17 protein-coding genes, 2 tRNA genes and 1 pseudogene are annotated in these 24,069 nt (G+C 52.2%); 10 read left to right on the forward strand and 10 right to left on the reverse strand.

Annotated elements, in window-relative coordinates:
• The first annotated feature begins 16 nt into the window (after nucleotides 1-16).
• The 3 genes from ptrA to recD are packed head-to-tail and all read left to right on the forward strand — an operon-like array spanning nucleotide 17 to nucleotide 8,266.
• Complete coding sequence (gene ptrA, locus ACUU1I_RS07085) at nucleotides 17-2,905, forward strand: pitrilysin (RefSeq protein WP_001138182.1); 2,889 nt, start codon at nucleotides 17-19, stop codon at nucleotides 2,903-2,905.
• Nucleotides 2,898-6,440 carry an exodeoxyribonuclease V subunit beta gene (gene recB / locus ACUU1I_RS07090; protein WP_001285973.1) on the forward strand — a complete coding sequence of 1,181 codons (3,543 nt, stop codon included), beginning with the start codon at nucleotides 2,898-2,900 and terminating at the stop codon, nucleotides 6,438-6,440. The genes ptrA and recB overlap by 8 nt, the downstream gene beginning before the upstream one ends.
• Entirely contained in the window at nucleotides 6,440-8,266 is a 1,827-nt protein-coding gene (gene recD, locus ACUU1I_RS07095; RefSeq protein ID WP_000775971.1) for an exodeoxyribonuclease V subunit alpha, read from the forward strand. The genes recB and recD overlap by 1 nt, the downstream gene beginning before the upstream one ends.
• A 61-nt stretch (nucleotides 8,267-8,327) precedes the next feature.
• Here recD and argA read toward each other — a convergent pair whose 3' ends face one another.
• Nucleotides 8,328-9,659: an amino-acid N-acetyltransferase gene (argA, locus tag ACUU1I_RS07100; protein WP_000237956.1), complete on the reverse strand. Its 1,332-nt coding sequence runs from the start codon at nucleotides 9,657-9,659 to the stop codon at nucleotides 8,328-8,330.
• 231 nt (nucleotides 9,660-9,890) lie between these two features.
• On the opposite strand from argA, the gene amiC reads away from it, so the two are divergent.
• The gene (amiC, locus tag ACUU1I_RS07105) at nucleotides 9,891-11,144 is read left to right on the forward strand and encodes an N-acetylmuramoyl-L-alanine amidase AmiC (RefSeq protein WP_000016907.1); all 1,254 of its coding nucleotides are present in this window, start codon (nucleotides 9,891-9,893) and stop codon (nucleotides 11,142-11,144) included.
• Between the two features lie 74 nt (nucleotides 11,145-11,218).
• On the opposite strand, the gene ACUU1I_RS07110 is transcribed toward amiC, so the two are convergent.
• Nucleotides 11,219-11,295: transfer RNA gene (locus ACUU1I_RS07110), tRNA-Met, on the reverse strand.
• Nucleotides 11,296-11,328: 33 nt separating this feature from the next.
• A tRNA-Met gene (locus ACUU1I_RS07115) sits at nucleotides 11,329-11,405 on the reverse strand.
• Between the two features lie 208 nt (nucleotides 11,406-11,613).
• Here ACUU1I_RS07115 and mltA point away from each other — a divergent pair.
• Together mltA and tcdA are read left to right on the forward strand one after the other, a co-directional pair.
• Complete coding sequence (gene mltA / locus ACUU1I_RS07120) at nucleotides 11,614-12,711, forward strand: murein transglycosylase A (protein ID WP_000678642.1); 1,098 nt, start codon at nucleotides 11,614-11,616, stop codon at nucleotides 12,709-12,711.
• Nucleotides 12,712-12,949: 238 nt separating this feature from the next.
• Nucleotides 12,950-13,756 carry a tRNA cyclic N6-threonylcarbamoyladenosine(37) synthase TcdA gene (gene tcdA / locus ACUU1I_RS07125; protein WP_000117724.1) on the forward strand — a complete coding sequence of 269 codons (807 nt, stop codon included), beginning with the start codon at nucleotides 12,950-12,952 and terminating at the stop codon, nucleotides 13,754-13,756.
• A gap of 50 nt (nucleotides 13,757-13,806) precedes the next feature.
• Here the strand turns inward: tcdA and csdE are convergent, their stop codons facing one another.
• Nucleotides 13,807-14,250 (reverse strand): cysteine desulfurase sulfur acceptor subunit CsdE, encoded by a 444-nt coding sequence (gene csdE / locus ACUU1I_RS07130; protein ID WP_000184247.1) that lies wholly within the window; start codon nucleotides 14,248-14,250, stop codon nucleotides 13,807-13,809.
• On the reverse strand, nucleotides 14,250-15,455 hold the full coding sequence (gene csdA, locus ACUU1I_RS07135; RefSeq protein ID WP_005064131.1) for a cysteine desulfurase CsdA: 1,206 nt from the start codon (nucleotides 15,453-15,455) through the stop codon (nucleotides 14,250-14,252). The genes csdE and csdA overlap by 1 nt, the downstream gene beginning before the upstream one ends.
• A gap of 191 nt (nucleotides 15,456-15,646) precedes the next feature.
• Between csdA and ACUU1I_RS07140 the strand changes: the two genes are divergently transcribed.
• The 4 genes from ACUU1I_RS07140 (at nucleotide 15,647) to rlmM (ending at nucleotide 18,649) form a co-directional block, all read left to right on the forward strand.
• On the forward strand, nucleotides 15,647-15,874 hold the full coding sequence (locus tag ACUU1I_RS07140; RefSeq protein ID WP_005070698.1) for a YgdI/YgdR family lipoprotein: 228 nt from the start codon (nucleotides 15,647-15,649) through the stop codon (nucleotides 15,872-15,874).
• Between the two features lie 350 nt (nucleotides 15,875-16,224).
• Nucleotides 16,225-17,142 carry a glycine cleavage system transcriptional regulator GcvA gene (gene gcvA, locus ACUU1I_RS07145; RefSeq protein ID WP_000044401.1) on the forward strand — a complete coding sequence of 306 codons (918 nt, stop codon included), beginning with the start codon at nucleotides 16,225-16,227 and terminating at the stop codon, nucleotides 17,140-17,142.
• Nucleotides 17,143-17,160: 18 nt separating this feature from the next.
• Nucleotides 17,161-17,556, forward strand: a complete 396-nt coding sequence (locus ACUU1I_RS07150) for a DUF423 domain-containing protein (protein WP_000203905.1) — start codon at nucleotides 17,161-17,163, stop codon at nucleotides 17,554-17,556.
• Nucleotides 17,549-18,649: a 23S rRNA (cytidine(2498)-2'-O)-methyltransferase RlmM gene (gene rlmM / locus ACUU1I_RS07155; protein WP_001045525.1), complete on the forward strand. Its 1,101-nt coding sequence runs from the start codon at nucleotides 17,549-17,551 to the stop codon at nucleotides 18,647-18,649. The genes ACUU1I_RS07150 and rlmM overlap by 8 nt, the downstream gene beginning before the upstream one ends.
• 43 nt (nucleotides 18,650-18,692) lie before the next feature.
• Here the strand turns inward: rlmM and fucR are convergent, their stop codons facing one another.
• The 5 genes and pseudogenes from fucR to fucP form a co-directional block, all read right to left on the reverse strand.
• Nucleotides 18,693-19,424: an L-fucose operon activator gene (fucR, locus tag ACUU1I_RS07160; RefSeq protein ID WP_005070695.1), complete on the reverse strand. Its 732-nt coding sequence runs from the start codon at nucleotides 19,422-19,424 to the stop codon at nucleotides 18,693-18,695.
• Nucleotides 19,425-19,481: 57 nt separating this feature from the next.
• Complete coding sequence (gene fucU, locus ACUU1I_RS07165; RefSeq protein ID WP_000920840.1) at nucleotides 19,482-19,904, reverse strand: L-fucose mutarotase; 423 nt, start codon at nucleotides 19,902-19,904, stop codon at nucleotides 19,482-19,484.
• Between the two features lies 1 nt (nucleotide 19,905).
• Nucleotides 19,906-21,325: pseudogene (gene fucK / locus ACUU1I_RS07170) on the reverse strand (L-fuculokinase).
• A gap of 108 nt (nucleotides 21,326-21,433) precedes the next feature.
• On the reverse strand, nucleotides 21,434-23,209 hold the full coding sequence (fucI, locus tag ACUU1I_RS07175) for an L-fucose isomerase (protein WP_000724182.1): 1,776 nt from the start codon (nucleotides 23,207-23,209) through the stop codon (nucleotides 21,434-21,436).
• Nucleotides 23,210-23,241: 32 nt separating this feature from the next.
• A partial coding sequence (gene fucP / locus ACUU1I_RS07180; protein ID WP_449144822.1) for an L-fucose:H+ symporter permease occupies nucleotides 23,242-24,069 on the reverse strand: 828 nt, incomplete at its 5' end.

Raw genomic sequence — 24,069 nt, forward strand, 5'->3', positions numbered from 1 at the left:
ATTATGAGGTCCGTGAATGCCCCGCAGCACCTGGTTCAAAGCATTATTGTTGTTTGTTGCCCTCTGGGCACCATTAAGTCAGGCAGAAACGGGATGGCAGCCGATTCAGGAAACCATCCGTAAAAGTGATAAAGATAACCGCCAGTATCAGGCTATACGTCTGGATAACGGTATGGTGGTCTTGCTGGTTTCTGATCCGCAGGCAGTTAAATCGCTCTCGGCGCTGGTAGTGCCCGTTGGGTCGCTGGAAGATCCCGAGGCGTACCAGGGGCTGGCACATTACCTTGAACATATGAGTCTGATGGGGTCGAAAAAGTACCCGCAGGCTGACAGTCTGGCCGAATATCTCAAAATGCACGGCGGTAGTCACAATGCCAGCACTGCGCCGTATCGCACGGCTTTCTATCTGGAAGTTGAGAACGACGCCTTGCCCGGTGCGGTAGACCGCATGGCCGATGCTATTGCAGAACCCTTGCTCGACAAGAAATACGCCGAACGTGAGCGTAATGCAGTGAACGCTGAATTAACCATGGCGCGTACGCGTGACGGGATGCGCATGGCACAGGTCAGCGCAGAAACCATTAACCCGGCACACCCCGGTTCAAAGTTTTCTGGTGGTAACCTCGAAACTTTAAGCGACAAACCTGGTAATCCGGTGCAGCAGGCGCTGAAAGATTTCCACGAGAAGTACTATTCCGCCAATTTGATGAAGGCGGTTATTTACAGTAATAAACCGCTGCCGGAGTTGGCAAAAATGGCGGCGGACACCTTTGGTCGCGTGCCGAACAAAGAGAGCAAAAAAACGGAAATCACCGTGCCGGTAGTCACCGACGCGCAAAAGGGCATTATCATTCATTACGTCCCTGCGCTGCCGCGTAAAGTGTTGCGCGTTGAGTTTCGCATCGATAACAACTCAGCGAAGTTCCGTAGTAAAACCGATGAATTGATTACCTATCTGATTGGCAATCGCAGCCCAGGTACACTTTCTGACTGGCTGCAAAAGCAGGGATTAGTTGAGGGCATTAGCGCCAACTCCGATCCTATCGTCAACGGCAACAGCGGCGTATTAGCGATCTCTGCGTCTTTAACTGATAAAGGCCTGGCTAATCGCGATCAGGTTGTGGCGGCAATTTTTAGCTATCTCAATCTGTTACGTGAAAAAGGCATTGATAAACAATACTTCGATGAACTGGCGAATGTGCTGGATATCGACTTCCGTTATCCGTCGATCACCCGTGATATGGATTACGTCGAATGGCTGGCAGATACCATGATTCGCGTTCCTGTTGAGCATACGCTGGATGCAGTCAATATTGCCGATCGGTACGATGCTAAAGCAGTAAAGGAACGTCTGGCGATGATGACGCCGCAGAATGCGCGTATCTGGTATATCAGCCCGAAAGAGCCGCACAACAAAACGGCTTACTTTGTCGATGCGCCGTATCAGGTCGATAAAATCAGCGCACAAACTTTCGCCGACTGGCAGAAAAAAGCCGCCGACATTGCGCTCTCTTTGCCAGAGCTTAACCCTTATATTCCTGATGATTTCTCGTTGATTAAGTCAGAGAAGAAATACGACCATCCAGAGCTGATTGTTGATGAGTCGAATCTGCGCGTGGTGTATGCGCCAAGCCGTTATTTTGCCAGCGAGCCCAAAGCTGATGTCAGCCTGATTTTGCGTAATCCGAAAGCCATGGACAGCGCCCGCAATCAGGTGATGTTTGCGCTCAATGATTATCTCGCAGGGCTGGCGCTTGATCAGTTAAGCAACCAGGCGTCGGTTGGTGGCATAAGTTTTTCCACCAACGCTAACAACGGCCTTATGGTTAATGCTAATGGTTACACCCAGCGTCTGCCGCAGCTGTTCCAGGCATTGCTCGAGGGGTACTTTAGCTATACCGCTACGGAAGAGCAGCTTGAGCAGGCGAAGTCCTGGTATAACCAGATGATGGATTCCGCAGAAAAGGGTAAAGCGTTTGAGCAGGCGATTATGCCCGCGCAGATGCTCTCGCAAGTGCCGTACTTCTCGCGAGATGAACGGCGTAAAATTTTGCCCTCCATTACGTTGAAAGAGGTGCTGGCCTATCGCGACGCCTTAAAATCAGGGGCTCGACCAGAGTTTATGGTTATCGGCAACATGACCGAGGCCCAGGCAACAACGCTGGCACGCGATGTGCAAAAACAGTTGGGCGCTGATGGTTCAGAGTGGTGTCGAAACAAAGATGTAGTGGTCGATAAAAAACAATCCGTCATCTTTGAAAAAGCCGGTAACAGCACCGACTCCGCACTGGCAGCGGTATTTGTACCGACTGGCTACGATGAATACACCAGCTCAGCCTATAGCTCTCTGTTGGGGCAGATCGTACAGCCGTGGTTCTACAATCAGTTGCGTACCGAAGAACAATTGGGCTATGCCGTGTTTGCGTTTCCAATGAGCGTGGGGCGTCAGTGGGGCATGGGCTTCCTTTTGCAAAGCAATGATAAACAGCCTTCATTCTTGTGGGAGCGTTACAAGGCGTTTTTCCCAACCGCAGAGGCAAAATTGCGAGCGATGAAGCCAGATGAGTTTGCGCAAATCCAGCAGGCGGTAATTACCCAGATGCTGCAGGCACCGCAAACGCTCGGCGAAGAAGCATCGAAGTTAAGTAAAGATTTCGATCGCGGCAATATGCGCTTCGATTCGCGTGATAAAATCGTGGCCCAGATAAAACTGCTGACGCCGCAAAAACTTGCTGATTTCTTCCATCAGGCGGTGGTCGAGCCGCAAGGCATGGCTATTCTGTCGCAGATTTCCGGCAGCCAGAACGGGAAAGCCGAATATGTGCATCCTGAAGGCTGGAAAGTGTGGGAGAACGTCAGCGCGTTGCAGCAAACAATGCCCCTGATGAGTGAAAAGAATGAGTGATGTCGCCGAGACACTAGATCCTTTGCGCTTGCCCTTACAGGGCGAGCGCCTGATTGAAGCCTCTGCCGGCACAGGCAAAACCTTTACGATTGCGGCGCTCTATTTGCGCCTGTTACTTGGACTAGGCGGTTCCGCCGCCTTTCCCCGCCCGCTGATCGTTGAAGAACTGCTGGTGGTCACCTTTACCGAGGCTGCCACGGCAGAATTGCGCGGTCGTATCCGTAGCAATATCCACGAGTTGCGCATCGCCTGTCTGCGTGAAACCACCGACAATCCACTGTACGAACGCCTGCTGGAAGAGATCGACGATAAAGCGCAAGCCGCGCAGTGGTTGTTGTTAGCCGAACGGCAGATGGATGAAGCGGCAGTCTTTACTATTCACGGCTTTTGCCAGCGCATGCTCAACCTGAATGCCTTTGAATCCGGCATGCTGTTTGAGCAGCAGCTGATTGAAGATGAGTCTCTGCTACGCTACCAGGCCTGCGCCGATTTCTGGCGTCGCCACTGCTACCCGCTGCCGCGTGAAATAGCCCAGGTCGTCTTTGAAACCTGGAAAGGGCCGCAGGCGTTGCTGCGCGATATTAATCGTTATCTGCAAGGCGAAGCGCCGGTTATCAAAGCACCGCCGCCCGATGATGAAACGCTGGCTTCCCGCCACGCGCAAATTGTGGCGCGTATTGATACGGTAAAACAGCAGTGGCGCGACGCAGTGGGTGAACTGGATGCGCTGATCGAATCTTCTGGTATTGATCGACGCAAGTTTAACCGTAGCAATCAGGCTAAATGGATCGAAAAGATCAGCGCTTGGGCAGAAGAAGAGACAAACAGTTATCAGTTGCCGGAGTCGCTGGAAAAATTCTCCCAGCGTTTCTTAGAAGATCGCACGAAGGCCGGGGGGGAAACCCCGCGACATCCACTGTTTGAGGTGATCGATCAACTGCTTGCAGAACCATTGTCGATCCGCGATCTGGTGATCACCCGAGCATTGGCTGAGATCCGCGAAACAGTAGCGCGTGAAAAACGCCGCCGTGGCGAATTGGGTTTTGATGACATGTTAAGTCGGCTCGATTCCGCGCTGCGTAGCGAAAGCGGCGAGGTGTTGGCAGCGGCGATCCGTACGCGATTCCCGGTGGCAATGATCGATGAATTTCAGGATACCGACCCCCAGCAGTACCGAATTTTTCGCCGTATCTGGCACCATCAGCCGGAAACCGCATTGTTGCTGATTGGCGACCCGAAGCAGGCCATATATGCATTCCGGGGTGCGGATATCTTCACTTATATGAAGGCGCGTAGTGAAGTTCACGCCCACTACACTTTAGACACCAACTGGCGCTCCGCACCTGGAATGGTGAACAGTGTGAACAAGCTTTTCAGCCAGACTGATGACGCGTTCATGTTTCGCGAAATACCGTTTATTCCAGTGAAATCAGCCGGGAAAAATCAGGCGTTACGTTTTGTATTTAAAGGTGAAACGCAGCCTGCGATGAAAATGTGGCTGATGGAAGGCGAAAGCTGCGGCGTTGGCGACTATCAAAGTACCATGGCGCAGGTATGTGCTGCGCAAATCCGCGACTGGCTACAAGCCGGACAGCGGGGCGAAGCGTTGCTGATGAACGACGACGACGCGCGTCCGGTGCGTGCTTCGGACATCAGCGTGCTGGTGCGCAGCCGCCAGGAGGCCGCCCAGGTGCGCGATGCCTTAACGTTGCTGGAAATCCCTTCCGTTTACCTTTCGAACCGCGACAGTGTTTTTGAAACTCTGGAAGCGCAGGAAATGCTTTGGTTGTTGCAGGCGGTGATGACGCCCGAACGTGAGAACACCCTGCGCAGTGCGCTGGCAACGTCAATGATGGGGCTGAATGCGCTGGATATTGAAACGCTGAATAATGACGAACATGCGTGGGATGCGGTAGTCGAAGAGTTCGATGGTTATCGGCAAATCTGGCGCAAACGTGGCGTTATGCCGATGCTGCGGGCGCTGATGTCGGCGCGTAACATTGCAGAAAACTTGCTGGCAACGGCAGGCGGTGAGCGGCGTCTTACCGATATCTTGCATATCAGCGAACTGCTTCAAGAAGCCGGAACGCAGCTGGAAAGTGAACATGCGCTGGTACGCTGGTTATCGCAACATATCCTCGAGCCAGACAGTAATGCCTCCAGCCAACAAATGCGCCTCGAAAGTGATAAACATCTGGTGCAGATTGTCACGATCCATAAATCGAAAGGGCTGGAATATCCGCTGGTCTGGTTGCCATTTATTACCAATTTCCGCGTCCAGGATCAGGCGTTTTATCACGATCGCCACTCGTTTGAGGCAGTTTTGGATCTTAATGCTGCGCCAGAAAGCGTCGACCTCGCGGAGGTCGAACGTCTGGCGGAAGATCTGCGTTTGCTTTACGTGGCGCTGACGCGTTCGGTTTGGCATTGCAGTCTCGGCGTTGCACCGCTGGTGCGCCGTCGTGGCGATAAAAAAGGTGACACCGACGTCCACCAAAGTGCGCTCGGGCGTTTGCTGCAAAAAGGGGAACCGCAAGATGCGGCAGGGCTTCGCACCTGTATTGAAGCGTTATGCGATGATGATATTGCCTGGCAAACGGCACAAACTGGTGATAACCAGCCCTGGCAGGTTAATGATGCTTTAACTGCAGAACTGAATGCGAGGACACTACAACGATTGCCCGGCGATAACTGGCGTGTCACCAGCTACTCCGGCTTGCAGCAGCGTGGTCACGGTATCGCTCAGGATCTGATGCCACGGCTGGATGTTGATGCCGCAGGCGTGGTCAGCGTCGTTGAAGAACCGACGTTAACACCGCATCAGTTCCCGCGCGGTGCGTCACCGGGGACATTCTTGCACAGTTTGTTTGAAGACCTCGATTTTACCCAGCCGGTTGACCCGAACTGGGTACAGGAAAAACTGGAACTCGGCGGCTTTGAATCGCAGTGGGAACCGGTGTTGACCGAGTGGATCACGGCTGTCCTCCAGGCACCTCTCAATGAAACGGGTGTTAGCCTGAGTCAGCTTTCCGACCGCGATAAACAGGTGGAGATGGAGTTTTACCTGCCGATTAGCGAACCGCTCATCGCCAGCCAGCTTGATGCACTAATTCGCCAGTTTGACCCGCTATCCGCTGGCTGCCCGCCGCTGGAGTTCATGCAGGTACGCGGCATGTTAAAAGGCTTTATCGACCTGGTATTCCGCCACGAAGGGCGTTATTACCTGCTCGACTATAAATCCAACTGGCTGGGTGAAGACAGTTCGGCTTACACCCAACAGGCTATGGCAGCAGCGATGCAGGCACACCGCTATGATCTGCAATATCAGCTTTATACCCTGGCACTGCATCGTTATCTGCGCCATCGCATTGCTGATTACGACTATGATCTTCACTTTGGCGGCGTTATCTATCTGTTCCTGCGTGGCGTTGATAAAGAACATCCGCAACAAGGGATTTACACAACCCGACCCAACGCCGGGTTGATTGCCCTGATGGATGAGATGTTTGCCGGTATGACCCTGGAGGAGGCGTAATGAAATTGCAAAAGCAATTACTGGAAGCTGTGGAGCACAAACAGCTACGCCCGCTGGATGTGCAATTTGCCCTGACCGTGGCGGGAGATGAACATCCTGCTGTCACCCTCGCGGCGGCACTGTTAAGTCATGATGCCGGAGAGGGACACGTCTGTTTGCCGCTTTCACGACTGGAAAATAACGAGGCGTCGCATCCGCTGTTGGCGACCTGTGTCAGTGAAATCGGTGAGCTACAAAATTGGGAAGAATGCTTGCTGGCTTCTCAAGCGGTCAGCAGGGGAGATGAACCCACGCCGATGATCCTCTGTGGCGATCGTCTTTATTTGAATCGCATGTGGTGTAACGAGCGGACGGTAGCGCGCTTCTTCAATGAGGTGAATCATACCATTGAGGTTGATGAAGCTCTACTGGCGCAAACCCTGGACAAACTTTTTCCAGTAAGCGATGAAATTAACTGGCAAAAAGTTGCAGCGGCAGTGGCGCTGACGCGGCGGATCTCGGTGATTTCCGGCGGCCCAGGCACCGGTAAAACGACCACCGTGGCGAAGTTGCTGGCAGCGTTAATTCAAATGGCCGACGGCGAACGCTGCCGTATCCGTCTGGCTGCACCAACGGGTAAAGCTGCCGCGCGCTTAACCGAATCTCTCGGCAAGGCTTTGCGACAGTTACCGCTGACCGATGAACAAAAGAAACGCATTCCGGAAGATGCCAGCACTTTGCACCGATTGCTGGGCGCGCAGCCGGGTAGCCAGCGTTTACGTCATCATGCCGGTAACCCGCTGCATCTTGATGTGCTGGTGGTAGATGAAGCGTCAATGATCGATCTGCCTATGATGTCGAGACTGATCGACGCCTTGCCAGATCATGCGCGAGTGATCTTTCTCGGCGATCGTGATCAACTGGCCTCGGTTGAGGCTGGGGCTGTGCTGGGCGATATCTGCGCTTATGCCAACGCGGGCTTTACCGCCGAGCGTGCCAGGCAGCTAAGCCGCCTGACGGGGACTCACGTTCCGGCAGGAACCGGCACAGAAGCGGCATCTTTGCGCGACAGTCTCTGCCTGCTGCAAAAAAGCTATCGTTTCGGCAGCGATTCTGGCATTGGTCAGTTAGCTGCGGCGATCAACCGTGGTGATAAAACGGCAGTGAAAACCGTTTTTCAGCAGGATTTTACTGATATCGAAAAACGACTTTTACAGAGCGGCGAAGATTATATTGCGATGCTTGAGGAAGCTCTTGCGGGTTACGGACGTTATCTGGATCTGCTGCAAGCGCGTGCCGAGCCGGATTTAATCATTCAGGCGTTCAATGAGTACCAGCTTTTGTGCGCCCTGCGGGAAGGGCCGTTTGGCGTGGCTGGACTGAATGAGCGAATTGAGCAGTTTATGCAACAGAAGCGCAAAATTCATCGTCATCCGCACTCTCGTTGGTACGAAGGCCGACCGGTGATGATTGCCCGTAATGACAGCGCGCTTGGGTTGTTTAATGGCGATATCGGTATTGCGCTGGATCGCGGGCAGGGGACGCGCGTCTGGTTTGCGATGCCGGACGGCAATATTAAGTCTGTGCAACCGAGTCGCTTGCCAGAGCACGAAACTACGTGGGCGATGACGGTACATAAATCGCAGGGATCGGAGTTCGACCATGCGGCGTTGATTTTACCGAGCCAACGCACGCCGGTAGTAACGCGAGAGCTGGTATACACCGCGGTGACCCGCGCGCGTCGTCGTCTGTCGCTGTATGCCGATGAGCGTATATTAAGTGCGGCAATCGCCACTCGTACTGAGCGGCGCAGTGGTCTGGCGGCGTTGTTTAGTTCGCGGGAATAAACGTAATTGCCGGATGCGACGCACGAGTGTTACGCCTGCCGCATCCGGTGATTTTCATCGCTTACCCTAAATCCGCCATCAACACTTTGGATTTACGCTGGTAGTTGTACAACTGCTTTTTGCTCTCGGGCAGTAAATCAATATCCACCGGGGTAAATCCACGTTCCTGGAACCAGTGAATACTGCGCGTGGTCAGCACAAACAATTTGCTTAAGCCGCTCTGCTTCGCCTGAGCGGCAATGCGTTCCAGCAGAACCTCGCCCCGTGATGAACTGCGGTAATCCGGGTGAACTGCCACACAGGCCATTTCCCCAATCTTCTCTTCCGGGAACGGATAGAGCGCGGCGCAGGCAATAGTCGTGTTATCGCGCTGAATAATGGTGAATTTGTCGATTTCCATCTCCAGCTGCTCGCGAGAACGGCGCACCAGAATACCTTGCTGCTCCAGCGGGCGAATCAACTCCAGAATACCGCCAATATCGTTGATTGTTGCGCGACGAATCTGCTCGGCGCTTTCCATCACAATCTGCGTACCGATACCGTCGCGTGAGAACAACTCTTGCAACAGCGCGCCATCTTCCTGATAACTGATTAAATGACAGCGGCGCACGCCGCTGCGGCAGGCTTTCACTGCGCCACGCAAAAAGCGCACCGTACCGGAGTTGTAATCGCCTTTCTCTTCCTGGGCTTCTACCCGTGCTTGCGCTTCGTTAGGGAAAAGTTCGGAGACAATATCACCGTCGTCATTAGTAACGCCCTGGGAAGAGCAAAAACCAATCATCTTTTCAGCTTTCAGTTTGATGGCTAGTTGAGTGGCAATCTCTTCAGAGGTCAGATTAAAGCTCTCGCCAGTGACTGAAACAGCGACCGGCCCCATTAGCACTATTGCACCGCTTTCCAGTTGACGATGGATCGCGTCTTCATCAATCCGCCGGATACGCCCGCTATGGCAGTAATCCACGCCGTCATCGACGCCCAGCGGCTGGGCAATAATAAAATTGCCACTAACGACGTTGATATGCGCGCCCTGCAGCGGCGTGTTATTGAGACTCATTGACAGGCGAGCAGTAATATCCAGTTGCAATGTTCCCGCAGCCTGCTTCACCAGTTCCAGTGTTTTGGCGTCGGTCACACGTATATTCTTGTGATACAGCGGTTCGTGGTGATGCGCAGCCAGATTTGCGTCGATCTGCGGACGTGCGCCATAGACCACCACCAGACGGATGCCGAGGCTGTGCAACAACCCGATATCATTAACGATACTGGAGAAATTCTCATGCTCAATGGCTTCACCGCCGAGCATGATGACAAACGTTTTTCCCCGGTGGGTATTGATATAGGGAACCGAATGGCGGAATCCCTCGACCAGCTCGGTTTTACGTTCCTTTACCACGGCACACCCCTTTGCATGATTATTTGAAATTATTGTATTTTTATTCTGTTTTTTCGCAGGGTGCAAGTGTAAATTTTATGCGAGAGCGACTTTTTTATCAGTAATGCCGTGAATATAAAAAGAATGTTTACCGTTTATTAGATGACAGATTATGCGTCTTTCGCTAAAGTTTCCGGTCAAATTAGTCGTTTACTTGTTACACAGCTTAGATTTCTTTTGCTCGGGAGAGGCATGTCAGGATCCAACACTGCAATCAGCCGTCGTCGTTTACTGCAAGGCGCGGGCGCTATGTGGCTATTGAGCGTAAGTCAGGTCAGCCTGGCTGCGGTTAGCCAGGTCGTGGCGGTGCGCGTCTGGCCTGCGTCCAGCTACACCCGCGTGACGGTAGAATCAAATCGTCAGCTGAAATATAAGCAGTTCGCGTTGAGTAACCCTGAACGCGTGGTGGTGGATATCGAAGATGTAAACCTGAACTCGGTACTCAAGGGGATGGCGGCACAAATTCGTGCAGACGACCCGTTCATCAAGTCGGCGCGCGTCGGGCAATTTGACCCGCAAACCGTACGCATGGTTTTTGAATTAAAGCAAAACGTAAAACCGCAGCTGTTTGCCCTTGCGCCGGTCGCCGGGTTTAAAGAGCGTCTGGTGATGGACCTCTATCCGGCCAATGCACAGGATATGCAGGACCCGCTGCTGGCGCTGCTGGAGGATTACAACAAAGGCGACCTCGAAAAGCAGGTGCCGCCAGCGCAAAGTGGTCCACAACCGGGTAAAGCAGGGCGCGATCGTCCGATTGTCATTATGCTTGACCCTGGCCACGGTGGCGAAGATTCCGGTGCGGTGGGGAAATACAAAACGCGCGAAAAAGATGTGGTATTGCAAATAGCTCGCCGTTTGCGCTCTCTGATCGAGAAAGAGGGCAATATGAAGGTGTACATGACGCGCAATGAAGACATCTTCATTCCGTTGCAAGTGCGCGTAGCAAAAGCCCAGAAACAGCGTGCTGACCTGTTTGTCTCTATCCATGCCGACGCCTTTACCAGTCGTCAGCCGAGCGGTTCCTCGGTGTTTGCGCTCTCAACCAAAGGCGCAACCAGTACTGCGGCAAAATATCTGGCACAAACCCAGAACGCCTCGGACTTGATTGGTGGCGTGAGCAAAAGCGGTGACCGCTATGTCGACCACACCATGTTCGATATGGTGCAGTCGCTGACTATTGCTGACAGCCTTAAGTTTGGTAAAGCGGTACTGAATAAGCTCGGAAAAATCAACAAGCTGCATAAAAATCAAGTTGAACAGGCCGGGTTTGCCGTACTAAAGGCACCAGATATTCCCTCCATTCTGGTCGAAACGGCGTTTATCAGTAACGTTGAGGAAGAGCGTAAACTGAAAACGGCGACTTTCCAGCAGGAAGTTGCGGAGTCTATTCTTGCGGGGATTAAAGCGTATTTTGCCGATGGGGCAACGCTGGCGAGAAGGGGATGATAAAAAGGCGCTGAATGGCGCTTTTTTTATGGGAGATCAGAAACAAAAAAACACCCGTTAGGGTGTTCAATAATTGGTTGCGGGGGCCGGATTTGAACCGACGACCTTCGGGTTATGAGCCCGACGAGCTACCAGGCTGCTCCACCCCGCGTCACCGTACTGCTTTTACTTCATCAAATTTGATTGGTTGCGGGGGCCGGATTTGAACCGACGACCTTCGGGTTATGAGCCCGACGAGCTACCAGGCTGCTCCACCCCGCGTCCGTGGATGCGCACTATACTCCGCTCGCGTTTTCATGCAACCTTTTTTTTACCCCGATCACGGATTTAGCATGATTTTGAACAAAAACAAACCACTAAAGCTTATTTTTTGTGCGAAATTTGCGTCAGGGAGAGGCTGCTCATTTCATTAAACGCGGCGGTTTGTTATCTTCGTTGCGCCTTATTTTTTAACCTGAAGAAGAGAACAATGAAAGGACGTTGGGTAAAGTACCTTCTTATGGGCACGGTTGTGGCAATGCTTGCCGCCTGCTCTTCCAAACCAACCGATCGCGGACAGCAATATAAAGACGGGAAATTTACCCAGCCTTTCTCTCTGGTGAACCAGCCAGATGCCGTTGGCGCGCCGATTAACGCCGGTGATTTTGCCGAGCAAATTAACCATATCCGTAATTCGTCACCGCGTCTGTATGGCAACCAGAGTAATGTTTATAACGCGGTGCAAGAGTGGCTGCGCGCAGGCGGTGATACCCGCAATATGCGCCAGTTCGGCATTGATGCCTGGCAGATGGAAGGTGCCGACAACTATGGTAACGTGCAGTTTACAGGCTATTACACGCCGGTAATTCAGGCGCGCCATACCCGCCAGGGCGAGTTCCAGTATCCTATTTACCGTATGCCGCCAAAACGTGGTCGTCTGCCGTCTCGTGCGGAGATCTACGCCGGGGCATTGGGCGATAAATACATCCTCGCTTACAGCAACTCTCTGATGGATAACTTCATTATGGATGTGCAGGGTAGTGGGTATATCGACTTTGGTGATGGCAGTCCGCTTAACTTTTTCAGCTATGCAGGGAAAAACGGTCATGCCTATCGCAGCATTGGTAAGGTGCTGATCGACCGTGGCGAAGTGAAAAAAGAAGATATGTCGATGCAGGCGATTCGTCATTGGGGCAAAACACACAGTGAAGCCGAGGTTCGCGAGCTGCTGGAACAGAACCCGTCTTTCGTCTTCTTTAAACCGCAATCTTTTGCACCGGTGAAAGGGGCAAGTGCGGTGCCGCTGGTTGGCCGTGCTTCTGTTGCCTCCGATCGTTCAATTATTCCGCCAGGTACTACCTTGCTGGCAGAAGTGCCGCTGCTGGATAATAACGGCAAATTTAACGGTCAGTACGAATTGCGTCTGATGGTGGCGTTGGATGTCGGGGGCGCAATCAAAGGCCAACACTTCGATATCTATCAAGGGATCGGGCCGGAAGCCGGACACCGCGCAGGTTGGTACAACCACTATGGACGGGTTTGGGTGCTGAAAACGGCTCCGGGCGCAGGTAACGTCTTTAGCGGCTGATGTGATATTCTGTATGCCGTTTTTACGGATATGACAGGGTGAGGGGTAACCTCACATCCTGATTATTGACTAAGTGCGCGTTGTTCATACCGGATGCGGCGTGAACGCCTTATCCGGCCTACAAATCATGCAAATCCAAAATATTGCAGGAGTTATGTAGGCCTGATAAGCGTAGCGCATCAGGCATTTATGCGTTTAGGGTGAGGGATAACCTCGCCCTTTTTAATTCTGAGGTGCTATGTCTGTGGTAATTAGTGATGCATGGCGTCAGCGTTTTGGTGGCACAGCGCGTCTGTATGGTGAAAAAGCGTTGCAACTGTTTGCTGACGCGCATATTTGTGTGGTTGGTATCGGTGGTGTCGGTTCCTGGGCGGCGGAAGCGCTGGCGCGCACGGGGATTGGCGCAATCACGCTTATCGATATGGATGATGTGTGCGTCACCAATACCAATCGGCAAATTCACGCTCTGCGCGATAACGTCGGGCTGGCAAAAGCGGAAGTCATGGCGGAGCGCATTCGCCAGATTAACCCGGAGTGCCGTGTAACGGTGGTGGATGATTTCGTGACGCCGGATAACGTAGCGCAATATATGAGTGCCGGTTATTCGTACGTGATTGATGCCATTGATAGTGTACGGCCCAAAGCGGCGCTGATTGCTTATTGTCGGCGCAATAAAATCCCGCTGGTCACGACCGGTGGCGCGGGTGGGCAGATTGACCCGACGCAGATTCAGGTTACCGATCTGGCGAAAACGATTCAGGATCCGCTGGCGGCGAAGTTGCGCGAGCGCCTGAAAAGCGATTTTGGCGTAGTGAAAAACAGTAAAGGTAAGCTCGGCGTGGATTGCGTGTTTTCTACTGAAGCGCTGGTGTACCCGCAGTCAGACGGTACGGTGTGTGCGATGAAAGCCACGGCAGAAGGGCCGAAGCGGATGGATTGTGCATCTGGATTTGGCGCGGCAACGATGGTGACCGCCACCTTTGGGTTTGTTGCGGTTTCTCATGCGCTGAAGAAGATGATGGCGAAAGCGGCGCGTCAGGGTTAAACAATCAGGTCGGATGAGACGCGAACGTCTTATCCGACCCGGTTCTGTGCTTAAACCTGCTTCGTCGCAGCGATAATCGCCTCGCTTAACGCATTTAACCCCTGGCTGCGTGAGGCGCTAAGCTGCGCACGTAATCCCAGCTCATCAAACAATGCCAGCGGCGACTGTGCCTGTAATTCGGCGGCGGTTTTCCCCTCAACGGCAGTCAACAACACCGCCAACAGGCCGCGCACAATGCGCCCTTCGCTGTCGCCAAAGAAGTGCATTTTGCCGTTTTCAGCCACGGTATATCCCAGCCAGACGCGGTTTTCGCATCCGGCAATCTCTTTAGCCTGCGCTTTTAACTCGTCTGGCAAAGCCGGAAGCTGTTTCCCCAGCATGATCAACTGGCGATATTTATCTTCCCATTGCGACAACGGTGCGAAGGTATTGCGTAACGTTTCTGCGGTTACGGTTGTGCCGAACGGATGTCCGGCGAATTGCGGGTTTGTCATTAATCCACCAATAATTCCAGCGCGCGGTCAACGGCATTCACCAGCGCATCCACATCACTCTTTGTATTATATGGCGCAAATGAGGCGCGCAGTGTGCCGGTTACGCCTAATTCTGCCAGTAGCGGCTGAGCGCAATGTTGCCCGGCCCGCAAGGCAATACCGTACTCCGCCAGTAGCGTCACCATATCGCTGTGATGAACGCCAGCAAAATCAAAGGCCAGCAGGCTGGAATCCTGGCAGCGGAATGAACGAAAGCCTGGACGTTTCGCCAGCGCTTCTTCTGCAAGCGTTGCTAAGCTACGGCTCCAGCTTTCGGCCTGGTTGATATCGTAATCTGCCAGCCATTCCAGCGCCGCGCTTAATCCTATGACGCCAGCGACATTTGGCGTTCCTGCTTCCAGTTTCCACGGCGCAGATTGAGTGGTGAAACCGTCAAAACTCACTTCGTGAATCATTTTGCCGCCACCCAGCCAGGGCGACATCGCTTCCAGCAGTTCTGATTTGCCATACAGCACGCCGATACCCGTCGGGCCATACAGTTTGTGACCAGAGAAAGCATAGAAATCGATATCCAGTTGCTGAACATCCGCGGGGAAATGCACCGCCCCCTGAGCACCATCAACCATCACCACCATCCCGGCTGAATGAGCAAAGGTAATCGCTCGCGCCAGATCCGGGCAACCGCCAGTCACGTTCGACATCTGACCCAACGCCAGAATCCGACTACGGGGAGTAATCAGTTCTGGCAACAAATCGACATCCGGCAGTCGCTGCGCATTAAGCGGCAATTTCACCACTTTGGCTCTAGTTTGTTGGGCGACCATCAGCCAGGGGACGAGGTTAGCGTGGTGTTCTGCCACGCTGACAATAATCTCATCGCCCGGTTGCAGACGCGGACGCGCATAGCATTGTGCCACCATGTTGATGGATTCAGTGGTGCCGCGCGTCCAGACGATAGTTTTATCATCCGGTGCATTCAGTAATTGCGCCACTTTCTCTCGTGCAGCTTCATAACGCGCGGTCAGGCGTTGGGCTTCGGCAAACTGGCTGCGATGGACGTTTCCGGCGCTCAGGCTGTAAAACTGTCGAGTGGCTTCAACCACGGCTTCAGGTTTAAGCGCGGTCGCGGCGCTGTCGAGATAGACGCCCGCATCCTGTAGTGCGGGAAACTGGGCGCGAAACTGCGCGGGATTAAAAACGTTCATGGTACTCCTCGGCTTGATGCACCGATCGTGACGCAAAATTCACTTTGATACAAGGAGAGTGCTAACCATCAGAATTATCTAGATATCCTGGCGAAGCCGCGTAAGTAACATATGCTGAATAGTGTTAGGCGTTAATTTTAGCCTGTTAATCAATACTATTAAGATTTATTAATCGCTTTAAGGAGAAGATGATGAAAAAGACTGCCGCAATTATTTCTGCCTGTATGCTGACTTTTGCCCTGAGCGCCTGTTCCGGTTCGAACTATGTGATGCACACCAATGACGGACGTACCATCGTCTCTGACGGCAAACCACAGACTGATAACGATACCGGTATGATTTCGTATAAAGACGCTAATGGCAACAAACAGCAGATCAACCGTACTGACGTGAAAGAGATGGTCGAACTGGAACAGTAATTCGCGATCGCAAGGTAAAAAAAAGCACCGCAATTAGGCGGTGCTACATTAATCACTATGGACAGACAGGGTAAATGTACAGGAAGTGAAAAAAGGTAGCTTTGCTACCATGGTCTGAATCGCAGACCAATTGCAAACACAACAACACAACATCACAACCGTAAGCCAAAAGTTCACCAGAATACGCATTCCGATAAAACTTTTCGTTCCGGCTCAGGAAGTGCCGCCACTATAGGTATTTGCTGGTAGAAGCTCAACGGACAATTTATAATGGCTCAGATTAAAAAAACTAATAGGTTACACAGTGTGATCTAATTGTTAAATTCATTTAACATCAAAGTTTAAAAGCCATGTCTAAACGATTACCACCGCTAAATGCCTTACGAGTTTTTGATGCCGCAGCACGCCATTTAAGTTTTACTCGCGCAGCAGAAGAGCTTTTTGTGACCCAGGCCGCAGTAAGTCATCAAATCAAGTCTCTTGAGGATTTTTTGGGGCTAAAACTGTTCCGCCGCCGTAATCGTTCACTCCTGCTGACCGAGGAAGGGCAAAGCTATTTCCTCGATATCAAAGAGATATTTTCGCAATTAACCGAAGCGACGCGTAAACTCCAGGCCCGTAGCGCCAAGGGGGCGTTGACGGTCAGTTTACTCCCCAGTTTCGCCATTCATTGGTTGGTTCCGCGACTTTCCAGCTTTAATTCAGCTTATCCGGGAATTGACGTTCGAATCCAGGCGGTTGATCGTCAGGAAGATAAGCTGGCGGATGATGTTGATGTGGCGATATTTTATGGTCGGGGCAACTGGCCGGGGCTACGGGTGGAAAAACTGTACGCCGAATATTTATTGCCGGTGTGTTCGCCGCTACTGCTGACAGGCGAAAAACCCTTGAAGACCCCGGAAGATCTGGCTAAACATACGTTATTACATGATGCGTCACGCCGTGACTGGCAGACATATACCCGACAGTTGGGGTTAAATCATATCAACGTTCAGCAAGGGCCAATTTTTAGTCATAGCGCCATGGTGCTGCAAGCGGCTATTCACGGGCAGGGAGTGGCGCTGGCAAATAACGTGATGGCGCAATCTGAAATCGAGGCCGGACGTCTTGTTTGCCCGTTTAATGATGTTCTGGTCAGTAAAAATGCTTTTTATCTGGTTTGTCATGACAGCCAGGCAGAACTGGGTAAAATAGCCGCCTTTCGCCAATGGATCCTGGCGAAAGCCGCTGCTGAACAAGAAAAATTCCGCTTTCGTTATGAACAATAATTTACGTAGGGTACGACCATGACCAGCCGTTTTATGCTGATTTTCGCCGCCATTAGCGGCTTCATTTTTGTGGCACTGGGCGCTTTTGGTGCGCATGTGTTAAGTAAAACCATGGGGGCCGTTGAGATGGGCTGGATCCAAACCGGTCTCGAATACCAGGCGTTTCATACGCTGGCGATCTTAGGTCTGGCGGTGGCAATGCAGCGTCGCATCAGTATCTGGTTTTACTGGAGTAGCGTTTTCCTCGCGTTAGGCACGGTGCTGTTCAGCGGCAGCCTTTATTGCCTGGCGCTGTCCCATCTGCGTTTGTGGGCGTTTGTCACACCGGTTGGCGGCGTGAGCTTCCTTGCGGGCTGGGCGTTAATGTTAGTTGGTGCTATCCGTTTAAAGCGCAAGGGCGTAAGTCATGAATAAGGTTGTATTGCTGTGCCGTCCGGGCTTTGAAAAAGAGTGCGCCGCAGAAATTACCGATAAAGCCGGCCAGCGGGAAATTTTCGGTTTTGCCCGCGTGAAAGAGAATGCGGGTTATGTCATTTATGAATGTTATCAACCTGATGATGGCGATAAGTTAATCCGTGAGCTGCCGTTCAGTTCATTAATTTTTGCCCGCCAGTGGTTTGTGGTGGGGGAACTCCTGCAGCATTTGCCGCCAGAAGATCGTATTACCCCCATTGTCGGCATGTTACAGGGTGTAGTAGAGAAGGGCGGTGAACTGCGTGTTGAAGTTGCCGATACCAACGAAAGCAAAGAGTTGCTGAAATTCTGCCGTAAGTTCACTGTTCCGCTACGCGCTGCCTTGCGCGATGCTGGGGTGCTGGCGAACTATGAAACGCCGAAGCGTCCGGTTGTGCATGTATTCTTTATTGCACCAGGATGCTGCTATACCGGTTACTCATACAGCAACAATAATTCGCCGTTCTATATGGGCATTCCGCGCCTGAAATTTCCGGCAGAGGCGCCGAGTCGTTCCACGCTCAAACTGGAAGAGGCATTTCATGTGTTTATTCCTGCGGATGAGTGGGATGAACGCCTGGCGAACGGGATGTGGGCGGTGGATTTAGGCGCTTGCCCTGGCGGCTGGACCTACCAACTGGTGAAGCGCAACATGTGGGTTTATTCCGTCGACAACGGCCCGATGGCGCAAAGTCTGATGGATACCGGGCAGGTGACGTGGCTGCGGGAAGACGGTTTCAAATTCCGTCCGACACGCAGCAATATCTCCTGGATGGTATGCGATATGGTTGAAAAACCGGCTAAAGTTGCGGCATTGATGGCGCAGTGGCTGGTTAATGGCTGGTGCCGTGAAACCATTTTCAATCTCAAACTGCCGATGAAAAAACGCTACGAAGAAGTATCACACAATCTGGCGTATATTCAGGCACAGCTTGATGAACATGGCATAAATGCTCAGATTCAGGCGCGGCAGTTGTATCACGATCGCGAAGAAGTGACGGTGCACGTCCGCCGCATCTGGGCTGCGGTGGGTGGTCGTCGCGACGAGCGATAACAGGCAAGGCCGGGGCGTCGTCTCCGGCCTGCTACCCTTTCCGTCAGGCTGTTACCAAAGAAGTTGCAACCTGGCGCTCATCAGAAATAATGTGCGTTACCTCATCCAGATACCCGATGCGGGCTTCCCCTGAACGATTAAATTTACTTTTATCAATCAATAACAACGATTGCGCGGCACGTTTTAATAGCATCGATTTGTAATCAGCGTTGATCGCATTGGAGTCCCACAGTGCGCCGCTGCTATCGATCCCTTCACAAGAAAAAATAAACAGATCGATTTCCAGCGATTTAAGTTGGGAAATCAGCGAGGGATTGACGTAACAGCCATATTTGCGCTCAAGTGTGCCGCCGGAACTGATCAGTTGAATGCGTTCGCGTTTACCGAGTTCATGGCAAATCGGATGGCTATTGGTGAAGACCTGAATGTTGATGTCAGGCAACTGGCGTGCCAGATACCAGCAAGTTGAACTGGCGTCTAAGGCTATCACCATCCTTTCTTCAATCCACGCGAGCGCCTCGCGCGCGATATCTGCTTTATGCGCATAATGGCTTTTCAGCCTGATGTGAAAGAGAGCGCTACTGTCTTGATTTTGACGGTGGATATATTTAGCGCGTCCATGATTGCGCAGAATTTTACCCTGCGTCTGTAATTCATTGAGATCGCGACGAATGGTTTCTTTACTGACCTTTAGCTGTTCAGAGAGAGCTTCCGTGGTCAGGCTGGTATGGTTCAGCAGCAGGTCGACTATCGCTTGCTGGCGTGCCGCTTTCATATTTTTCACCCCATCATTCGATAACCGCCCGCGTCATGCGGGCGTACCGGTATGAGATTACGGTGTTACCCCTTTTTTTAAAAGAATATTCCCGTACTTCGCTCGTTCGCCTGTGATAACGATCGCAAAGGCTTTTTGCGCCCGTTCATAAAACGCAAAACGATTGATGCGGATGATGTCAGGACACGGGGCTTGTAGTGAAAGCGCATTACGGTAACGTCGTTCTACTTCAGGATCGAGAGTGTCACCCTCTACCGCCGCCATCATCACCAGCGGCGGGGCATAACTGTCCAGCTCAAATAACGGGATAATCGCCTGGAGCAAGTCGCTCACCAACAGGCCATCAGCGCGGATCACCTGCGGTCCCATCGAATGGGCGGGAAAGTGAGCATCGGAAAAAATAATTTCATCTCCATGTCCCATCTCTGCCAGCACTTTCAATAGTTCGGGAGAAATTAACGGCGAAATTGTTTTCAGCATTTCACACTTCCTCTATAAATTCAGGTTCAGTTTGCGGGTAGAAATAACGGTACTGATAATGAATCTGTGCACGGGCTTCTTCCGGGCTGTTAAATTCCCCTACGCCATACCAACCGAACAGCGCAGCTCCTGCGACGGTCGTTTCGGCATCGTCGAGAACTTTTACCGGAATATCAAGCATATTGGCTTTAATCTGATTCCACAATGTGTTGCGACTTCCTCCACCGACTAACAATAATTCATAGGCTTTAAAGTGCCCGATTTTTTCCAGCATCTGTAGATTGCGCTGTAATTGCGCAGTTAACCCTTCCAGCGCCGCGCGATAGAAATGCCCCCGCGTGGTATTAAGCGTCACTCCTTGCCAGCCAGCGTTCTGACACGACAATAAATCACACTGCATTTTCACACCATCCGCGCCAGGTGCGATCAGACGAGCTTCTTCAATCAACATTTGCCAGGGTGTTTCAGCCGTCCAGAACAGTTTTCTCACCCATTCCAGCACGCCGGATGCCAGCCATTGCATACCTGGGTTATACAACCATGCCTGGCTATCTAGTTCGCAGGTGGAACCGGCGTACTGACTTAACAGCGAAGTATCAACCTAGGCGCTGCGAACCATTAAAATTTCCCATGTACCGGAGGAGAGCACGGGTTCATTTTGTTCGGCACCAGCGCCAAAAAGGGCGAACTGGGTATCGTGACCTGCGGAAATCACCGGTATGCCAACGGGTAAGCCGAGCATTGCTGCGGCGCTGTTCTGTAGCGTACCAATCTGTTCACCCGCTTCCACCAGACGAGGGAAGAGTCGGCGTGGAATACCGGTGGCTTGTAAAATTTGCGGACTGAAATCGCGTTGCTGGATATCCAGCATCTGGCTGGTTCCGGCTATCGTGATATCAGTAGTGAATTCGCCGGTTAAACGGTGGTTAATCAGCGACGAAATGAAGAGCCAGGCGTGCGCGCGTTCCAGCAGTTGTGGATGATTTTCTTTCAACCACACCAACTTATATAACGTATTGAAACTAAAGGCTCCGACGCCAGAAATAGCCTGCAACCGCTGTGCGGAGATTAACCGTTCAATATTGTCCATAACCGCTGCTGTTCGCGGACATTTCCAGCTAATGATCGGATAGAGCAGATTGCCTTGCTTATCTACCAGAGCGCCATCCACACCAAAGGTGGTGACGGCGATACCGCGGATGTGGCATTCAGTCAGTTCACTATTGATTTGCCGACAGCAATCAGCAAAGCGTTGCAAAATGGCAGTCTAAAGACCACTGGTGCCAGGTGTTGTTTTCCATCGCGATATCGCTGGCATTAGGCGTTGAGGCGCGGGCAACAATTTTTCCCTGCCGATTAACCGCGATGGCCCTGACATTGGTCGCGCCACAGTCGAGTACCAGGATAACTTCTTGTTTCATAATCGCTCCTGCAATATAGCCGGATAACATTGTTTATCCGGCTAACCACTCTTGCTTGTTCAGGCCCGGTAGCCGGAGCGACCGGGCATCACATCAGGGTGTAATGTATTAACGCTTGTACAACGGACCGTAGTTCTGGCAAGCGCGGTAATCCTGGCCTTCAATATCCATGCCGTGCGCAGCCCAGGCAGAAGGACGATACACTTTGGTCTCTTCAACGTTGTGCATACATACCGGGATACGCAGCATGGAGGCAAGGGTGATAAAGTCTGCGCCAACGTGGCCGATGGTCAGAACTCCGTGGTTGGCACCCCAGTTCGCCATTACCGAATACACATCCGTAAACGGCCCTTTACCAGTGAGGCGCGGTGCAAACCAGGTGGTTGGCCAGGTTGAGTTGGTGCGTTTGTTGAGGATGTCATGCACATCCTTCGGCAATTCCACGCTCCAGCCTTCCGCGATTTGCAGTACCGGTCCCAGGCCTTTGATGATGTTGACACGAGTCATGGTGAACGGGACGCCGCCTTCGGTAAGGAAGCGGGAAGAGTAACCGCCGCCACGGAAGTATTCGTGGATCGCCGGGCACCATTCGGTAGCGGCGAGGCAAGCGTCAGCCTCTTGCTGAGAGATTTCCCAGTGCGGCTTCATCGTCGGGTTACCTTCGCTGTCGCGTTGTTTACAGGAACCGTCCAGCGCAGCAGAACCTGAGTTGATCAAATGGATGATGCCGTGTTCTGCCAGTCCGTCCAGTTTATGCCCCGTTACACGCTCAATTGCTTCTGGTGACCAGTAGGTACGCACATCGGCAAATACCTGAGCGGTGCCGGTGAGCTGGTGACCCATTAGCATTGCCACGCCGTTAAGACTGTCGTTTTCGGTCGCCACGACAAAGGGTTCGCGCACGCCATTCCAGTCAAATGAACTGTTGAGGATCGCTTCGGCGGTGTCACCATTGGGATATTGATCGGTCCAGTGACGTTGCCCCTGGAAGCCCGCAGCGATGGCGTTGTAGCCAAGTGATTCTTCCACGCGACCAATATCGGCCAGTTTGCTGTTGCCTTGCATCATGTCGCGGATACACATCGCCATCAGTAAACTTTCGCGCAGAACTGCGCGGCTTTGCTCGGCATTGCGTTGATACTGTTTGTTATTTTCATCTTCGCCATAGCGGAAGTTTTTATCAGCCCAGGCCAGTGCCATTTCCAGTTCGGCTTCGTCGTAAATCTTCTGATCGATACGGCGACGCAGTTCGGTCATATCCACCGCCTGGACTTTCATTCCCAGCCAGGATTCAAAGAAGTTGTGATCAACAATAGAACCGGCGATACCCATCGAAACGCCGCCCAGCGACAGATAGCTTTTACCTTTCATGCTGGCGACGGCCAAACCGGCGCGGGCAAAGCGCAGCAGTTTTTCTTCAACATCGGCAGGAATCGATGTGTCATCGGCATCCTGAACGTCATGACCGTAAATGGAGAATGCCGGGATGCCTTTCTGGCTGTGAGCTGCCAGAGCCGCTGCCAGGTAAACAGCGCCGGGGCGTTCAGTGCCGTTAAAGCCCCAAATGGCTTTCGGGCGGGTTGGATCCATGTCGATGGTTTCACTGCCATAGCACCAGCAAGGCGTTACCGTAATGGTGAGGCCTACATTCTGGCTGCTGAATTTTTCTTCGCAAGCAGCGGCTTCAGCCATACCCGCGATACAGGTATCGGAAATGACACACTCGACGGCAGCTCCGCAGGTATGGCGCAGTTTCTCGGTCAGCAGTGCGGCCGTAGCTTTCGCCATATTCATTGTTTGTTCTTCAAGCGACTCACGAACACCCATGCGACGACCGTCAATAACCGGGCGGATACCAATTTTCGGTAAGCTGATTTTTTTCATTACAGATTCCTCACTTTATTCGGAAAATATGTTCAGTTAGTTGCCGTTTGAGAACGGAAACGGGCAAAGATAAAGATGACCGCGAAGCAGAGTGCGGGGATCAGTTCAGCAGTGGGGATGTTGCCCGCCGCGTCACTGACAAAACCCATGACCGGAGTGACAATACCGCCGCCAATAATGGTCATAACGATGAAGGACGAACCGTATTTGGTGTCCTGGCCGAGATTCTTAATGCCCAGCGAGAAGATTGTTGGGTACTGAATCGACATAAAGGCGCTGCATAAAGTCAGGGCTATTAAGCCCACATGACCGCCAGCGAAGGCTGAGATCAGGCACAGTGCCATAGCGATTAATGCGTAGGCGGCCAGGACTTTGTGTGGTGCGAAGCGACTGATGAGCCAGGTACCGGTGATACGACCAATAAAGAAGCACACCATGGTTCCGGTTAAATAGTTAGCGGCAAAGCCTGCAGTCATACCTGGAATTTCTTCTACAGCGTAGCGAATCAAATAGCTCCAGCAGGCCGTTTGTGCGCCGACATAGCAGAATTGCGCTAATACCGCCCAGCGCCAGTGACGAATACGCGCCAGACGAGAAAGCGATGCGGAGAACGATCCTTGTTTGGCGTCACTGTGATTATCACTCTGCAATGCCGGGAATTTCGTCAGCATGATCAGCAGGGCGACCAGTAACACGATAGCCACGATGATCATATAAGGTGTCTGTACCGATAATACTAGGCTGTGTTTATACGCACTCAATTGCTCTGGAGACATTTTATCGAGAACGTCTTGCGATTGATGTGGCACGTTAGACAAAATAAGACTTTGCCCAAAGACAACCGCGATAATTGCGCCAAA

The sequence above is a fragment of the Shigella sp. SIG3 genome, from assembly GCF_053555855.1.

What these genes read in the sequence shown, in the direction of transcription:
- ptrA (WP_001138182.1), top strand. Translation starts at nt 17, where the DNA reads ATGCCCCGCAGCACCTGGTTCAAAGCATTATTGTTGTTTGTTGCCCTC.
- ACUU1I_RS07150 (WP_000203905.1), top strand. Translation starts at nt 17,161, where the DNA reads ATGACCAGCCGTTTTATGCTGATTTTCGCCGCCATTAGCGGCTTCATT.
- fucU (WP_000920840.1), bottom strand. Translation starts at nt 19,904, where the DNA reads ATGCTGAAAACAATTTCGCCGTTAATTTCTCCCGAACTATTGAAAGTG.
- rlmM (WP_001045525.1), top strand. Translation starts at nt 17,549, where the DNA reads ATGAATAAGGTTGTATTGCTGTGCCGTCCGGGCTTTGAAAAAGAGTGC.
- tcdA (WP_000117724.1), top strand. Translation starts at nt 12,950, where the DNA reads ATGTCTGTGGTAATTAGTGATGCATGGCGTCAGCGTTTTGGTGGCACA.
- amiC (WP_000016907.1), top strand. Translation starts at nt 9,891, where the DNA reads ATGTCAGGATCCAACACTGCAATCAGCCGTCGTCGTTTACTGCAAGGC.
- csdA (WP_005064131.1), bottom strand. Translation starts at nt 15,455, where the DNA reads ATGAACGTTTTTAATCCCGCGCAGTTTCGCGCCCAGTTTCCCGCACTA.
- fucR (WP_005070695.1), bottom strand. Translation starts at nt 19,424, where the DNA reads ATGAAAGCGGCACGCCAGCAAGCGATAGTCGACCTGCTGCTGAACCAT.
- gcvA (WP_000044401.1), top strand. Translation starts at nt 16,225, where the DNA reads ATGTCTAAACGATTACCACCGCTAAATGCCTTACGAGTTTTTGATGCC.
- recD (WP_000775971.1), top strand. Translation starts at nt 6,440, where the DNA reads ATGAAATTGCAAAAGCAATTACTGGAAGCTGTGGAGCACAAACAGCTA.
- fucI (WP_000724182.1), bottom strand. Translation starts at nt 23,209, where the DNA reads ATGAAAAAAATCAGCTTACCGAAAATTGGTATCCGCCCGGTTATTGAC.
- ACUU1I_RS07140 (WP_005070698.1), top strand. Translation starts at nt 15,647, where the DNA reads ATGAAAAAGACTGCCGCAATTATTTCTGCCTGTATGCTGACTTTTGCC.
- mltA (WP_000678642.1), top strand. Translation starts at nt 11,614, where the DNA reads ATGAAAGGACGTTGGGTAAAGTACCTTCTTATGGGCACGGTTGTGGCA.
- recB (WP_001285973.1), top strand. Translation starts at nt 2,898, where the DNA reads ATGAGTGATGTCGCCGAGACACTAGATCCTTTGCGCTTGCCCTTACAG.
- csdE (WP_000184247.1), bottom strand. Translation starts at nt 14,250, where the DNA reads ATGACAAACCCGCAATTCGCCGGACATCCGTTCGGCACAACCGTAACC.